Below are 15255 nucleotides of genomic sequence, written 5' to 3'. Positions count from 1 at the left end.
GGTGCTCACCTCGTCTCTAGAACCAAAACGGGGCTATCCCGGCGACAGGCCTCTGCGAGGGCGCTGTGAACCTATCCCTGGGCGCTACATTTGTCATCCATGACAAATGATCCTCGCGACGGCCTGCCCCCGGCGCCCCTCGCCGTTGGTGGCTTTCACCAACTCAGAGGTCTTTACACAGCCGCAGGGCGTCATAGATGGCCGCATGCGTATTGCGCGGCGCGGTGCAGTCACCCAGGCGGAACAGCAGGTAGCCATCGCCTTCCTCGGCGAGGCAGGGCTGCGCCTTGGCGGCGTAGAGCGCCTCGAGATCCACTTGGCCGCGATTGCGCGAACGCTCCTTGAGCGCATAGTAGAGCGCCTCGTCCGGGCGTACGCCGTTCTCTACCACCACCTGGTCGACCACCCGCTCTTCCAGAGCGCCGGTGTACTCGTTCTCGAGCACCGCTACCAGGCCGCCGCCCTCGCGGTAGACCTTGTGCAGCATCAGGTCGGAGGTCATGATCACCTCCTTCTCGTAGAGACTGCGGTAGTAGGTCGGGAAGGTGGTACCGCCCACCGCCGCGCCGGGCTTGATGTCGTCGGTGACGATCTCGACCTTGGCACCCTTGTCGGCCAGGTAGTCCGCCGCCGAGACGCCGGAGAACTCGCAGATGGCGTCGTAGATCAGCACGTTCTTGCCCGGCGCTACCTTGCCCGAGAGCACGTCCCAGGTGCTTACCACCAGGCTCTCCTCGGGATCCTCGGAGTAGCCCCACTCGGGGAACTGGCTGAGGAAAGGCTGGCCGCCGGTGGCAAGAATCACCACGTCGGGGCGCAGGTCCTCGAGGGTCGCCTCGTCGGCACGCGTGCCCAGGCGCAGGTCGACGTTCAGGCGCGCCAGCTCCAGCTGATACCAGCGGGTGATACCGGCGATCTGGTCGCGCTGCGGCGCCTGGGCGGCGATGGTGATCTGCCCTCCCAATGCATCCGCGGCCTCGAACAGGGTCACGTCGTGACCACGCTCGGCGGCGACGCGAGCCGCCTCCATGCCGCCGGGGCCACCTCCGACCACCACCACCTTGCGCTTGGGCCCCTCGGACTTCTCGATGATGTGCGGCAGGCCCATGTACTCGCGGGAGGTCGCGGCGTTCTGGATGCACAGCACATCGAGGCCCTGGTACTGGCGGTCGATGCAGTAGTTGGCGCCCACGCACTGCTTGATCTGATCGACCTGGCCCATCTTTATCTTGGCGATCAGGTGCGGGTCGGCGATATGCGCGCGAGTCATGCCCACCAGGTCGACGTAGCCGCCTTCGAGGATACGCTGCGCCTGATTGGGATCCTTGATGTTCTGGGCGTGGATCACCGGCACGCTGACCACTTCCTTGATGCCCGCCGCCAGGTGCAGGAACGGCTCCGGCGGGTAGGACATGTTGGGAATGACATTGGCCAGGGTGTTGTGGGTATCGCAGCCGGAGCCGATCACGCCGAAGAAGTCCACCTGCCCGGTGGCATCGTAGTAGGCGGCGATCTGCTTCATATCGTCGTGGGTCAGGCCGTCCGGATGGAACTCGTCGCCGCAGATGCGCATGCCGACGACGAAGTCGTCGCCCACCTCGGCGCGCACCGCCTTGAGCACCTCCATGCCGAAGCGCATGCGATTCTCGAAGCTGCCGCCCCACTGATCGGTACGCTTGTTGACCCGCGGGCTCCAGAACTGATCGATCAGGTGCTGGTGCACGGCGGAGAGCTCGACGCCGTCCAGGCCACCCTCCTTCGCCCGACGCGCCGCCTGGGCGAAGTCGCCGATGATGCGCCAGATCTCCTCCTCCTCGATGGTCTTGCAGGTGGAGCGGTGCACCGGCTCACGGATGCCCGAGGGCGACACCAGGGTCGGCCAGTCGAAGCCGTCCCAGCGCGAGCGGCGTCCCATATGGGTGATCTGGATCATGATCTTGCCGCCGTGCTTGTGCACGGCATCGGCCAGGTTCTGGAAATGCGGGATGATGCGGTCGGTGGAGAGGTTGACCGAACTCCACCAGCCCTGGGGGCTGTCGATGGAAACCACCGAGGAGCCGCCGCAGATGCACAGGCCGCAGCCGCCCTTGGCCTTCTCCTCGTAGTAACGCACGTAGCGCTCGGTGGTCATGCCGCCGTCGGTGGCATGCACCTCGGCATGGGCGGTGCTGACCACACGGTTGCGGATGGTCAGCTTACCAATCTGGATCGGCTCGAAGATCGCGTCGAATGCCATGGAAACCTCCTCAACCCCGGGCGTCGGGCAACGGCTTGACGGTGAAGATGCCCACGTCGCAGCCGGGCTCGGCGGCGCTCTGGGTCTGCTCGGCAACGGTGCGCAGGCTACTGCTGCGGGCGGCGAGGATCTGATCCATGGCGCCGGCGAACCAGCCGGTGAACATGTACTCCTCCTTGTGCCCCGTCTTGCCGAGCTGGTAGACGAAGGCACTGTGCTCCAGGCGCACGCGGGCGGTGCCGGCATCGAGATCGATCTCTTCGGTCACGAACTTGCCCCAGCCCCGCTGGGAAAGCCGCAGCATGTAGTGCTCGAACACCTCGACGCCTGCCAGGCCGTGCAGTTCGGCCTCCTTCTCGCACCAGTGCCAGGCGCTCTTGTAGCCGGCGCGGTAGAGAATCTCGGCATACTTGTCCACACCCAGCGCCTCGGCGACGGCGGTGTGGTTGTTGATAAAGAAGTGCCGCGGCACGTAGAGCATCGGCAGGGCGTCGGTGGTCCACACGCCGGTTTCGCTATCCACCTCGATGGGCAGTTCAGGGGCCATCTTGGTCACGGTCTTTTTCCTCGAAATCGTTGTTATGCAAGGTGAGCGGCGCCGGGGATAGGTCGTAGAGGGGGGCTTTGACCTATCGCCGGTTGAGCCGCGTCTTCGGGCCGGCGCTCCTCGCTTACTCAGCCACTATCGTCAGGCGCCCCAAACATCCTTCAATATGCGAACCCAGTTTTCGCCCATGATCTTGCGTGTCTGAGTCTCGCTGAAGCCGCGGCGCAGCAGCGCCTCGGTCAGGTTGGGGAACTCACCGATGGTGCGAATGCCCTCGGGATTGATGATCTTGCCGAAACTGGTCAGGCGACGAGCGTAACCCTTGTCGTGGGTCAGCCACTCGAAGAAGTCCTTGCCGTGGCCCTGGGTGAAGTCGGTGCCGATGCCGATGGCATCCTCACCGACGATGTTCATCACGTATTCGATGGCCTCGACGTAGTCGTCGACGGTGGCGTCGATGCCGGCGCGCAGGAAGGGGGTGAACATGGTCACGCCAACGAAGCCGCCGTGCTCGGCGATGAAGCGCAGCTCCTCGTCGGACTTGTTGCGCGGGTGCTCCTTGAGACCGGACGGCAGGCAGTGGGAGTAGCAGACCGGCTTCTTGGACTCGAGGATGACCTCCTCGGATGTCTTGGAACCGACATGTGAGAGGTCGCACATGATGCCCACGCGGTTCATCTCGGCGACGATCTCGCGGCCGAACCCGGACAGACCTCCGTCGCGCTCGTAGCAGCCGGTGCCCACCAGGTTCTGGGTGTTGTAGCACATCTGCACGATGCCGACGCCGAGCTGCTTGAAGACCTCGACGTAGCCGATCTGGTCTTCGAAGGCGTGGGCGTTCTGGAAGCCGTAGATGATGCCGGTCTTGCCCTCTTCCTTGGCCCGCGTGATGTCAGCGGTGGTGCGCACCGGGCGCACCAGGTCGCTGCACTCGGCCATCAGCTGGTTCGATTTGACGATGTTGTCGACGGTGGCCTGGAAGCCCTCCCACACCGAGACGGTGCAGTTGGCGGCGGTGAGTCCGCCGCGGCGCATGTCCTCGAACAGCTCGCGGTTCCACTTGGCGATGATCAGGCCGTCGATGACGATGGCATCGTCGTGCAGGTCTTGGGGCGTCATGAGGCGTGCTCCGGGTCGGGGTTGACTGATGGCAGCATAGCGCCGGCCAGGCACGCCTCGACTTCTGGAAGCGACGGCAATAATTCCAAAAGCGTCATCTCTGTCGTGACTGCGACGAACGGCACACTCTCGCCCGTGGCGACTCGCGGAAACGCCGGCACGCAGCGCCGAGCTCCCGCATCAGCGGGAGCCCGGCTTCTCGAGAACGGGAGAGGGACGACTCGCGATACATGGCCGCGAGTCGTGGGCGTCAGTGGTCCAGGCGTACGCTGGCGTAGGTCGGCTCGCCGCGAGCGTTATCGAGCGCCATCAATGCCGCCGAGATCGGCTGCTCCGCCACCGGCTGGAAGGAGACCGGCTGCAGCAGCAGGCTACCGGACGGCTGCTCGGCCAGTACCGGTGGCCGCAGCGGGCTCATGCCCAGGCGCTCCTCCCGCGGCGGCAAACCGAAAAACTCACGGTAGCACTTTGAGAAGTGCGGCGTGGAGACGAAGCCGCAGGCCGAGGCGACCTCGATGATCGACATCGAGGTCTGCTTGAGCAGCTGGCGCGCCCGGGTGAGGCGCAGCTTGAGGTAGTAGCGCGACGGCGAGCAGTTCAGGTACTTCTGGAATAGCCGCTCGAGCTGTCGGCGCGAGACATCGACGTAGGTCGCCAGCTCCTCGAGCGCGATAGGTTCCTCCAGATTGGCCTCCATCAGCGCGACGATCTCCAGCAGCTTGGGCTGGGTGGTACCGAGCACATGCTTGAGCGGTATCCGCTGGTGGTCGTGCTCGCCGCGCATGCGCTCGCAGATGAACATCTCGGAGATGCCCGCCGAGAGTTCACGTCCATGCTCGCGACCGATCAGAGTCAGCATCATGTCCAGCGGCGCAGTACCGCCGGAAGCAGTGGCCCGGTCCCGGTCGATCGAAAACAGCCGGGTGGTCAGCACGGCACGGGGGAACGACTCGCGCATCGCCGCCAGGCACTCCCAGTGCACGCTGGTTTCGTAGCCGTCCAGCAACCCCGCCTTGGCCAACGCCCAACTGCCGGTGCAGATGCCGCCCAGCCGGCGCGACAGACGGGCCTGGGACTGCAGCCAGCTGACGTGTTCGCGCTGCACGGCGCGGGCCGGTCCCACGCCGCCGCAGACGATGACCATGTCCAGTGCCAGCGGCATGGTGATGGCGCCGTCGGGCGTGACCCGCAGCCCGTCGCTAGCCGAGATCGGGCCACCGTCGATGCTAAGCGTGAACCAGCGGTACAGTTCGCGCCCGGCCAACTGATTGGCCATGCGCAGCGGCTCGATGGCCGAAGCCAGCGAGAACAGGGTGAAGTTATCCAGCAGCAGGAAACCCAGCGTCTGGGGCGCCGGTTCCTTGCTCGGGGCGTGGGAAGCGGATGAAGCCTGGGAAGACATGGCCATAGTCGTACTCCGGTGCCGCGTATCGTTATGGTTGTCGGCACGTTTACCCGTGAGGGTGCTGTGTCAGGGTCTCGATGTGTCGTGTTCAGGCAAGGCTCGCCTTCGACATGTTCCAAGACGTCGCTCTCGGATATGACAAAAATCGGTCATTCGCGAGAGCGCCGCCAGATGGGCGGTCATCCGGTGTCGCAATCAATCGATATGAGTGTCGCAAATGGATAAGAGCGGAGCAAACCCATATTTCTCGTTCCGCTATCAGCGTTCCAGGTAATTCCTGTAGAGATGCCACGAGCGGTGGAGGTGCTGGTACATGGTCTCCCTTGCCGCGGCCTCGTCGCGGGACAGGATGGCCTCGAGAATATAGCCATGCTCTTCCTTGACCCGCCCGATATAGCGTTCCGCGGCGGCTCGGTTGATGTCGACGGCCGACAGCTTTGCACGGGGAATCATGCTCTGGCTGAGTTGGGAGTAGAGCTGCAGAAAAAACGGATTCTTCGCGGCCTGGAAGATGGCGTAGTGGAACTCGTAGTCCTCCGCACGGGCCTGAGATTTCTCGGCGTGCGCCTTGATGAAAGCGGCATGCCTGGCTTCCAGGTTACGGCGGTCCTCGACGTCGTGGCGCAGGGCTGCCAGCTCCGCTGCCGCCGGCTCCAGTGACAGGCGTAGCTCGAGCACATGCAGGATGTCGTCGATGGTGGTGGGGCTGATCCTCTCCGCCGGACGCGCCTCGATGGCAGTGGAGCGCAGCACCGTCGTCCCCACGCCCCTTCGCGTCTCGACCAGACCCAACGACTTCAGATGCGTCACGGCCTCACGAATCACCGTGCGGCTGACGCCGAACGAGTCGCACAGGCGGGCCTCGGTCGGCAGTTTCTCACCCACGCTTATCTTGCCTTCCAGAATCAACGCTTCCAGCGTATCGGCGACGTGGTCCGGAAGACTTCCCCGCTTCGCGACCTTCTGTACGTTGAACTCTGCCATATCGATGGTCATCTGCCTCCTGCCACCCCGCTTCTCCTTCATGACTGACGCACACTGCCCTCCCGCCCCGTTGGCATGAACCCGGCAGCGTAACGTTTGCCGACAATTTGTCATACATCATATTGACTTCCCCTCCCACATGCCACGCCCCCGCAGCGATCGGCTATGATCACCCCCTCAGTTGCCTGCCGGAGTCCGCATGCTCAACCCACGTGCCCTTGCCTACCTCAATGAAGTGATCCGCCAGGGCTCGCTGCGCCGTGCCGCCGCCCGGCTCGACGTGGATGCCTCGGCCATCAGCCGCCAGCTCAGGACGCTCGAGGAGGATCTCGGCGTGCGGCTGTGCGAGCGCCACGGCGGCGGCATGCGCCCCACCGAGGCAGGGCGCCTGCTGGTCCGCCACTTCCATTCCCAGCGTGCCGCCGAGGAGGCGGTGCTGTCGCAGCTGATGGCGATCCAGGGTCTCGCTCGCGGCGAAGTACGCATTGCGGTGGGCGAAGGCTTCATTGCCGACCTGATTGCCGCACCGCTGGGTGCGTTCATGTCCGCTTTCGCCGGAATCGAGGTGGAGATCCGCATGGCAGGGGTCAACGAGGCGATGTCGCTGCTCAAGGACATGGAGGTGGATCTGGCACTGCTCTATGCGCCGCCGGTGGACCCGCGGGTCCGCTGCCACGTGGAGACGCGCCAACCGCTGGACCTGATCGTGCCGCCGGGGCACGACCTGGCCGAGCTGGCACGGCCGGTACGGCTGCGTGACCTGCAGGAGGCGCCCCTGGCACTGATGGATAACCCCTTCGGCATGCGCCAGATGGTCAATATGGTGGCCCATCAGGAGCGGGTTCATCTCGATGCCCGCCTGCACACCAACTCGGTGGCAGTCCTCAAGAACTTCGTGCGCTCCGGCATCGGTGTGACCTTCATGCCCGAGCTGACCGTAAGCGACGAGATCCAGCGCGGCGAGATTCTCGCCCTGCCCATGGCCTATCCGGTCATGAACGGCGCCCGAGCGCAGATCGTCAGTCTCGAGGGGCGCGAGCTCACCCTGGCGGCCAAAGCCTGTGTCGAACATTTACGCCAAGGCATGCGCTTCTTCCGTGGCGATGCCCCGCGACTGGCCAAGGCAAAGTAGCTGTTGCCTACAAAGCAACGCTTGCGGTATTGCATAGTCAACACATCAATTTCTAGTCTGCTAATGGAGTGTCGTGCCTGATGCACGGCATCGGCCTTTCGTCGTCAATAACAACTCAAGGAGAAGCCTCATGACCCGCGACCTGTCTTCCGCGCTGAAGGGACTCGCCTTCGCCGGCCTGCTGGGCGGCGCCCTGGCGACCGGCGCCGCCCAGGCGGCGACTACTATCAACCTCAGCTACAACGGCGCCCCCGACCCGGACAAGAATGCCGTCCACGTTTTCGCCACCAATCTGAAGCAGTTGGTCGAGGAGAAGACGAACGGCGAGCTCATGCTCGAACTCTACCCCAACAGCATGCTCGGCGAGGAAGAGGAGCGCATGGAGCAGACCATGAACACGCCGAGTCTCAACGTGGCTTCGTTCGCCGGTGTATCGCCCTTGGTCGAGGAGGTCTTTGTCAGCGCCATTCCCTTCCTGTTCGAGGACTTCGAGGCAGCACGCAGCTTCTTCGACGAAGGCGAGTACTGGAAAGAGGTCGAAAGCGCCCTGCACGAACGTGCCGGCATCGAGATGCTCGCCGTAGTGGAAGAGGGCGGCTTCCTCGCCTTCACCAACGACGAGAAGCCGATCACGCATCCCGACGACTTCGAGGGCCTGCGCTTCCGCGCCATGGACCCGAGCCAGGTGGCACTCTATGAATCCTTCGGCGCCTCGGGCACGCCGATTCCCTGGACCGAGGTCTACATGGCCCTGCGCACCGGGGTCGCCGACGGCCAGATGAACCCGCCGATGTACATCATCCTGGGCAGCCTCTACGAGGTGCAGGATTATCTCACCCTGGCCAACATCCAGTATTCCAACCAGTTCCTGGTCGGCAATGCCGAGATGATCGAAGGTTGGGACGACGCCACCCGCGAGGCCTTCCGCGAAGCCGTGGCCGAGGCCAACCGCAACGCCCGCGAGCACAACGAGGCGAAGGTGGAGGAGCGCATCGCCTTCCTCGAGGAGCAGGGCATGGAAGTCATCCGCCCCTCCGAGGATGACATCGCTGCATTCCGCGACGTGGGCCAGCCTGCCTACCTGGAGTGGCTGCGCGAGCGCGGCATCGACCAGCGCTGGATCGACCTGGCGCTGGAGGATGCCGGCATGACCGAGCTGCTCGACTGACCCCACCCCACAATATCGCGAGGGCCACACGGCCCTCGCCCGTGACGGCCGGAGTTTTCCCATGCCTTCGCTTCGCCAACGGGTGCTGGCCGCGAGCCGGACACTCACCCTGACGCTCGCCGCCATGCTGCTGCTGATCAATCTTGCGGCCATTCTCTACGGCGTCTTCATGCGCTACCAGGCCGGCGGGGCACCGATCTGGACCGATGAGCTGGCACGCTTCCTGATCATTGCCACGGTAATGCTCGCCGCCGGTGGCGTATGGGTCGAGGGAGGCCACATGCGCGTGGCGCTGATCGAGCGGCTGTTGCCACGTGGCCTGGCTCGGGTGCTCAACTTCTACCAGTGGCTGCTCACGCTGGCCCTGGCCGTGGGCGGCGCCTGGTTCAGTTACCGCTACGCCCTATCGGTGGGCATGTTCACCACTTCCGGGCTCGGCATCAGTCGCACGGTACCGCTGATGTCGTTGCCGCTGGGCTTCGCCCTGCTCGCCTGGCACGCACTGTGGTACGGGCCTGCACCGCTGCCGACGATCGCGGAGGAGGTCGCATGATCCTTACCATGTTGGCGGTGTTTCTCGGCCATGTACTGCTCGGTCTGCCGCTGTTCCTCGCCCTGCTCGTCACCGCCGTGGTCGGTTTCCTGTTCGTCGACCCCGCAATGATCGCGCGCATGCTGCCGCAGCAATTCTTCGGCGGCATCAACGTCTTCTCGCTGATGGCCATTCCGTTGTTTATCCTGGCCGGCAACCTGATGAACGCCAGCGGGCTGACCGAGCGCCTGATGGGCCTGGCGCGCCTGCTGGTCGGCCACCTGCGCGGCGGCCTGGGCCACGTCAACGTGGTCTCCAGCGTGTTCTTTGCTGGGGTCAACGGCTCCGCCGTGGCCGATACCTCGGCGCTGGGCTCGCTGCTGGTGCCGGCGATGCAGAAGGAGGGCTACACCCGAGCCTTCGCCGCCGGGCTCACCGCCGGCAGCTCGCTGATCGGGCCGATCATCCCGCCCAGTATCTTCATGATCCTGTATGCCTCGCTGACCAATACCTCGGTGGGCGACCTGTTCCTCGCCGGCGTGATCCCCGGGCTGCTGCTGGGGCTCGCCTTCATGGGCATGAACGCCTGGCATGCCTGGCGTCACGGACTGCCCAAGCGCGGCGGCCTGCCGCGCCTCGGCCAGCTTGGCCTCGCCGCACTGGCCGCCCTGCCGGCGCTGATCGCCCCGTTCATCATCGTCGCAGGCATCGTGCTCGGCTTCGTCACGCCGACCGAATCCGGCGCGCTGACGGCGCTCTACGTGGCGTTGTGCGGCATCCTGCTCGGCGGCTTGCGCCTCGGCGACTTCTGGCGCGCCCTGCTGGATACGGCACGGCTCACCTCGGCGATCTTCCTGATCATGGCGGCTTCGGCCACCATCAGCTGGCTGCTCTCCTACGCCCAGGTGCCGGCCCAGTTCGTCTCGCTGCTCGCACCTTACGTGGACAATGCCGTACTGATCCTGCTGCTGCTCAGCGCCATCACCTTCGTTACCGGCATGTTCATGGAAGAAGTCTCGGCGCTGATGCTGCTCACGCCGATCTTCGCCCCGGTGGCGATGATGGCGGGTATCGATCCGGTGCACCTGGGCATCGTCATAACGCTCAACATCACCATCGCTCTGATCACGCCGCCCATGGGCGCCTGCGTGTTCGTCGCCGCCGCCGTCAGCCGCATCGAGATCGTTGCGCTGTTCCGCACCATCTGGCCCTTCGTGCTGACGGCCATCGGCGTGCTGCTCCTGTTGATTCTGTTTCCGCAGCTGACACTCTGGCTGCCCGCTGCCATTGGATAGAACCCATGCCCCGTCCTACCCCGCCCTTACCCAGCCAGCCGTTTCCCGGCTGGGAGTCGGTCAATCGTCTACCGATACGCGACAACGGCGAGCGTCTGGTGCCGATGAGCCTGGCGCCGCCGCCAATCAAGGTGTTTCCCGCCTATGCCCGGCTGGGCATACCCGGCGCGGTTCCGGAGTGCTTCGTACGCGAAGGGGTCTATCGGGCACTGCTCGCCGCAGCCCGGGCGCTGCCCGAGGGCTTCGGCCTGGTGGTACTCGACGGCTGGCGCCCTTGGCGGGTGCAACAGTACCTGTTCGACACGCTGCACGAGGCGATCCACCTGCACCACCCCGAACTCGACGAGGAGGAACTGCTGGAGCGCACCCGCGAGTTCGTCTCGCTGCCAAGCCGCGACCCGGCCGCACCTAGCCCGCACCTCACCGGCGGCGCCGTGGACGTCACCCTGTGCGATGCCGATGGCCTGCCGCTGGACATGGGCACGCTGTTCGATGAGGCGCTGCCCGCCTCGCACAGCGACCACTTCGAACGTCTCGAGACACCCGGCCAGGAGCAACTTCGTGCGCGGGACAACCGCCGCCTGCTCCACCGCATCATGATCGAACAGGGCTTTACCAACCTGCCGAGCGAATGGTGGCACTACGACCTCGGCGACCAGCTGTGGGCACACTACGGCGGCCACGCCGAGGCCCGCTACGGCCCCGCCGAGCTGGACACCATCGAGAACCGCTGGCGCCGACAGTTGAGCTGAGCGCACGAAAGAAGCCCCACGGCAATGACCGCGGGGCTTCGAATGGGTGGCATGACAGTTGTGAGGCCTGAACTGGGCTCACACCGCTACGGGTGACTCATTCGCAGCAAGGTGAAGGGCGCTTCGCAGGCGTGTCGCTCATCGCGCTCGTCAATGCTTCCCAGCCCCAGGTGACGATCGTTGTCGTAGGCGACGAACATGCGCTCGTGATCCAGCACCGCCAGCCCCTCAGCCTTGTGCTCAAACTCCAGCGGCGAGCCGTCCGCTGCGGTGACCAGTTCAGGGAGCCGGCCGGCACGCAGATCGTCGAGGCTCATCACCCACAGGTAACCGCCGATTCGATCCTCACCGTCCTGCTCCGTCTCGAAGCTGGTCAGCAAGTAGAGCCGAGCATGATAGGGATCGTACTCCAGGCTGGACAGGCCACACTCGAACCTCACCCCTTCATGATGCCCGGGATCGAAAGCGTAGAACTCGCGTATCTCGTCGATGAAGACGAGATTGCCCGTAGGACTGATCTCGTAGTGCGCACCCACCAGCCGGCTGACATAGGTGAAATCGTCATGCGCCCTGCCTTGCTCACGCAGCCCGAAGAGCAGCAGGCCATCGCCGCGTTCGCCAGGTATCGCCGCCAACCCTTCGATCTTGTAGTAGGGAAAGCCGATCGCCGCGTCGAGCTTGTTGCGCAGCTCCAGCGACCCCTCCACGCCGTCACGCGGATCGGGGTCCACGGCCTGTACCTTCTCCGGTTCTCCCAGCGGCCATATCAACAGGTGGTTGTAGGCGTTGAGCTCGTGGCTGGCATCATCGATGCGGTCGAAGCCAGTGGTCGCCAGGACATGGCGGCCGTCGGCGGTGAGCGCAAAATCCTCATACTTGATGGCCTGCTTGATCAGTGGCGTCGTGAAGTATTCGAGCTGCGTATCGTCCGGCCCCTCTGGCGTCATGGGCAAGGCGAAGACGGCAGAGCGATTCTCGCCAGGAATCGGCTTGTCACTGGCCATAATCAAGCGCTTACCGTCGTACACCACGGCGGAGACTTCCGCATTAACCAGATTGCCTCTCTCATCGCAAAGGGCGGCGGGAAAGCAGCGGATCGTGCCTTGTTGCAGGATGACGGCGCTCGGCATCACAGGTCTCTCCTCGGGGTTCCTTGATTCAGCATACCGGGCCCCAAAGCCGGGGGTCGACCCGTCCAGGGCTGTTGACACTATGACACCGACGAGCGGGTAGTGCTCATCGCCTGCTAGACTGGGCCTTAGTCTACGGGCAGGTCGAAAGGGAGAGGCACATATGCCAACCAGGGCGGAACGAGACGTCGAAAAAGGGTATTCCAAAGCCGAATTCGTGGCAAAGCTGCGGCGCCTGGCAGATACCATCGAAAAGGGGGATCGCTTCGACATCCAGATAGCCGGTGAGCGAATCTACGTGCCGGTACGTGCCGAGTTCACCATCGAGCACGAACGCTCGGACGATGAAGAGGAAATCGAGTTCCAGATCAAATGGAAGAGGGAGTAGCGCGCCAGCCTTCGCGAACCGGCATGACTTGGGAATGGCGCGCCCGGCAGGATTCGAACCTGCGACCTTTGGCTTCGGAGGCCAACACTCTATCCAACTGAGCTACGGGCGCTTAGCTTACTGAGAAGCGGCCAATATCGTAACCGCCGATGCCTGAACTGTCCAGCCTGGCTGGCTACTCGCAGCGTTCACGCTTGTACCATCTCGCCGACCTTTTCCAGGATGTGCCGGCCGATGGGCAGCGCCGAAGTGGCAGCCGGCGACGGGGCGTTGCAGACGTTGACCGTTCGCTTGGTGTTGACGAACAGGAAGTCATCGATCAGCCGGCCGGCGCGGGAGACGGCCTGGGCGCGCACGCCGGAGGGCCAGGGCTCGAGGTCGTCCAGGGTCAGGCTGGGGCAATACTTGCGCACCTCCTCCAGGTAGCCGCGACGCCAGAGCGAATTCCTCATCTCGTGCAAACCGGGCTTCAGGTTGCGCCCGAGCACCTTGAGGATGCCCGGATTGCTGAACATGCGCGCCATGTCGAGCAGCGAGACGTCGCCCTTGCGATAGCCCTCGCGCTTGAAGGCCAGCACCGCGTTGGGACCCACGGTGACCGAACCGTCGATCATGCGCGTCAGATGCACGCCGAGGAACGGCATGGAAGGATCGGGAATCGGGTAGATGAGGTGGCTGACGATGTCGCTGAGCCGGTCGGGCAGCCGGTAGTACTCGCCGCGGAACGGGCAGATGGAGAAACCGGGGTTACGCCCCAGCAGCCGCACGATGCGATCGGCCATCAGTCCGGAGCAGGTCACCAGATAGCGGCTGGCGAATTCGCCCTGGCTCGTGCCGACGATCACCTCCCCGGTGCGTTCGGCGATCGTCGTGACCTCATGGTCATAGCGGATCTGGCCGCCACGACGCTGGAACGCATCGGCCATGGCCGCGGCCACCCGGGCATAGCTGACGATGCCGCTGGAGGGAACGAAGATGGCACCGAGGCCGGTGATGTGGGGCTCGCGCTCTTTCAGCTCCGCGCCGGAGAGCCACTGCCGCTCCAGCCCGTTGGCGGCGGTGCGCTCCCACAGCGCTTCCATGCGCTGCATCTCCTGCTCGTTGGTTGCCACCAATAGCTTGCCGCAGACCTCATAGGGAATGGCATGGCGATCGCAGAATTCCTTGGTGGCACGGTTGCCCTCGAGGCAGAAGCGCGCCTTGAGGCTGCCCGGCGCGTAGTAGACACCGGCATGGATCACGCCGCTGTTGTGGCCGGTCTGGTGCTGCGCGGGGCCGCTCTCCTTTTCCAGCAGCAGCATTTTCTTGTCGGGATAGCGCTGGATGAGCTGCATCGCGGTGGAAAGCCCGAGAATGCCGCCACCGAGGATGATGAAATCGTACACGCACGCCTCGCGTCGCCAGTGGAACACCGAAGGGTCGCTATCACGATACTCGCCGGCCGCCGCGCTGACCAGCCGCTCCGCCGCGCCTGCTCATGCCAAAGGCGTGGGCAACGGCGTTTTCCAGCGCTTTGCTATATCGGTATACTACTGCCCATTGTGCGCATCACGGCGCTCCGGCTATCGCGTGCCGACGTCGCCGAAAGATTACGATTACAGGACCGTCGAGAGGTGGTGAGAGTGAAATCCAGCAAGCTGATCATGGGGTGTCTGGCCACCCTGGGCCTGGCCGCGGGCGCCGCGTCCGTGCAGGCCGAAGTGGACCGCGATGCCATCGCCGAGCGCCTGAAGCCGGTGGGAGAACTGTGCCTGCAGGGCGAGGAGTGCGGTACGGCAATGGCCGCCGCGAGTGACTCGGGTGGTGGCGACGGCGCCGACGGCGAAGCCATCTACGGCCAGGTGTGCATGGCATGCCATGACAGCGGCGCCGCCGGTGCACCGGTACGCGGCCAGGAGGATGCCTGGGCCGAGCGCGTCGACAAGGGCTGGGACACGCTGCTGGATCATGCCCTCAACGGCTTCAATGCGATGCCGGCGCGGGGTGGCAACCCCAACCTCTCCGACGAGGAAGTCGCCGCCGCCACCGCGCATCTGGTGGGCCCGGTGATGGAAGTACCGGAGCTTGGCGGCAGTGAAGAAGGCGCTGCCGATGGAGAGGCCGCCTCCGACGAGGAAGCTGCCGGCGGTGATGCGGAAGCCGTCACCGAAGAGGGTCCCGTCGAGGAAGAGGCTGCCGCAGCCGCCGTGGCGACCGAAGAGGCCCCTGCGGATGAAGAAGCCGCTGAGGACGCGCCTGCCGGCGAAGAGGCCGCTGGCGACGAACCGGCGCATGCCGGCATCGACGGCGAAGCGATCTACAACCAGGCCTGCATGGCGTGCCACATGACCGGTGCCGCCGGCGCCCCGCGCCGCGGCGAAGCCGGCGAGTGGGAAGGCCGCATCGACCAGGACATCGAGACGCTCTACGACCATGCCATCAACGGCTTCAACGCCATGCCGCCCAAGGGCGGTAACATGGGCCTCTCCGACGACGAGGTCCGTGCCGCGGTGGACTTCCTGGTCGAGCCGGTCAAGTAACCCGCTGCGCGGGTAGCGAATCTGCGACGGGGCGCCAACAGGCGCCCC

General features: G+C 64.7%; 14 protein-coding genes and 1 tRNA gene. 7 read left to right on the top strand and 8 right to left on the bottom strand.

The annotated features are described in order from the left end of the window. Positions 1-163 precede the first annotated feature (163 nt). The 5 genes from dgcA to KPL81_RS17790 all read right to left on the bottom strand — a co-directional run bounded on the left by dgcA (position 164) and on the right by KPL81_RS17790 (position 6303). Positions 164-2236 carry a dimethylglycine demethylation protein DgcA gene (gene dgcA, locus KPL81_RS17810; protein ID WP_219793311.1) on the bottom strand — a complete coding sequence of 691 codons (2073 nt, stop codon included), beginning with the start codon at positions 2234-2236 and terminating at the stop codon, positions 164-166. Positions 2237-2246: 10 nt separating this feature from the next. Next, positions 2247-2792, bottom strand: coding sequence for a DUF5943 domain-containing protein (locus tag KPL81_RS17805; RefSeq protein WP_219793310.1), 546 nt, complete (start codon positions 2790-2792; stop codon positions 2247-2249). 132 nt (positions 2793-2924) lie between these two features. After that, positions 2925-3902 (bottom strand): dipeptidase, encoded by a 978-nt coding sequence (locus tag KPL81_RS17800; protein ID WP_219793309.1) that lies wholly within the window; start codon positions 3900-3902, stop codon positions 2925-2927. Positions 3903-4152: 250 nt separating this feature from the next. Beyond that, entirely contained in the window at positions 4153-5304 is a 1152-nt protein-coding gene (gene gbdR / locus KPL81_RS17795) for a choline metabolism transcriptional regulator GbdR (RefSeq protein WP_209478740.1), read from the bottom strand. A gap of 261 nt (positions 5305-5565) precedes the next feature. Further along, positions 5566-6303, bottom strand: coding sequence for a FadR/GntR family transcriptional regulator (locus KPL81_RS17790; protein WP_240549366.1), 738 nt, complete (start codon positions 6301-6303; stop codon positions 5566-5568). Between the two features lie 187 nt (positions 6304-6490). On the opposite strand from KPL81_RS17790, the gene KPL81_RS17785 reads away from it, so the two are divergent. From KPL81_RS17785 to KPL81_RS17765, 5 genes are all read left to right on the top strand, one after another. Next, positions 6491-7423: a LysR family transcriptional regulator gene (locus KPL81_RS17785; RefSeq protein ID WP_219793308.1), complete on the top strand. Its 933-nt coding sequence runs from the start codon at positions 6491-6493 to the stop codon at positions 7421-7423. Positions 7424-7553: 130 nt separating this feature from the next. Further along, positions 7554-8591, top strand: coding sequence for a TRAP transporter substrate-binding protein DctP (gene dctP, locus KPL81_RS17780; protein ID WP_219793307.1), 1038 nt, complete (start codon positions 7554-7556; stop codon positions 8589-8591). A gap of 61 nt (positions 8592-8652) precedes the next feature. Next, a complete protein-coding gene (locus KPL81_RS17775; protein ID WP_219793306.1) occupies positions 8653-9144 on the top strand; it encodes a TRAP transporter small permease in 492 nt (163 codons plus the stop codon). Beyond that, positions 9141-10418 carry a TRAP transporter large permease gene (locus KPL81_RS17770; RefSeq protein WP_219793305.1) on the top strand — a complete coding sequence of 426 codons (1278 nt, stop codon included), beginning with the start codon at positions 9141-9143 and terminating at the stop codon, positions 10416-10418. Before KPL81_RS17775 ends, KPL81_RS17770 begins: the two co-directional genes overlap by 4 nt. Positions 10419-10423: 5 nt before the next feature. Continuing rightward, positions 10424-11170 carry a M15 family metallopeptidase gene (locus KPL81_RS17765; RefSeq protein ID WP_219793304.1) on the top strand — a complete coding sequence of 249 codons (747 nt, stop codon included), beginning with the start codon at positions 10424-10426 and terminating at the stop codon, positions 11168-11170. Between the two features lie 86 nt (positions 11171-11256). On the opposite strand, the gene KPL81_RS17760 is transcribed toward KPL81_RS17765, so the two are convergent. Beyond that, positions 11257-12300: a hypothetical protein gene (locus KPL81_RS17760; RefSeq protein WP_219793303.1), complete on the bottom strand. Its 1044-nt coding sequence runs from the start codon at positions 12298-12300 to the stop codon at positions 11257-11259. Between the two features lie 163 nt (positions 12301-12463). Between KPL81_RS17760 and KPL81_RS17755 the strand changes: the two genes are divergently transcribed. Next, the gene (locus KPL81_RS17755) at positions 12464-12688 is read left to right on the top strand and encodes an amphi-Trp domain-containing protein (RefSeq protein WP_219793302.1); all 225 of its coding nucleotides are present in this window, start codon (positions 12464-12466) and stop codon (positions 12686-12688) included. A 35-nt stretch (positions 12689-12723) separates the two neighbouring features. Here the strand turns inward: KPL81_RS17755 and KPL81_RS17750 are convergent. Together KPL81_RS17750 and lhgO are read right to left on the bottom strand one after the other, a co-directional pair. Next, positions 12724-12800 (bottom strand) — tRNA-Arg (locus tag KPL81_RS17750). A gap of 76 nt (positions 12801-12876) precedes the next feature. Continuing rightward, positions 12877-14073, bottom strand: coding sequence for an L-2-hydroxyglutarate oxidase (gene lhgO / locus KPL81_RS17745; RefSeq protein ID WP_219793301.1), 1197 nt, complete (start codon positions 14071-14073; stop codon positions 12877-12879). A gap of 237 nt (positions 14074-14310) precedes the next feature. Between lhgO and KPL81_RS17740 the strand changes: the two genes are divergently transcribed. After that, the gene (locus tag KPL81_RS17740) at positions 14311-15207 is read left to right on the top strand and encodes a c-type cytochrome (protein ID WP_338035639.1); all 897 of its coding nucleotides are present in this window, start codon (positions 14311-14313) and stop codon (positions 15205-15207) included. Positions 15208-15255: the final 48 nt, after the last annotated feature.

The organism is Billgrantia antri (genome assembly GCF_019430905.1).
In the GTDB taxonomy this organism is placed as follows: Bacteria; Pseudomonadota; Gammaproteobacteria; order Pseudomonadales; family Halomonadaceae; genus Halomonas; species Halomonas antri.
This window is presented reverse-complemented; position numbering and strand designations above follow the sequence as displayed.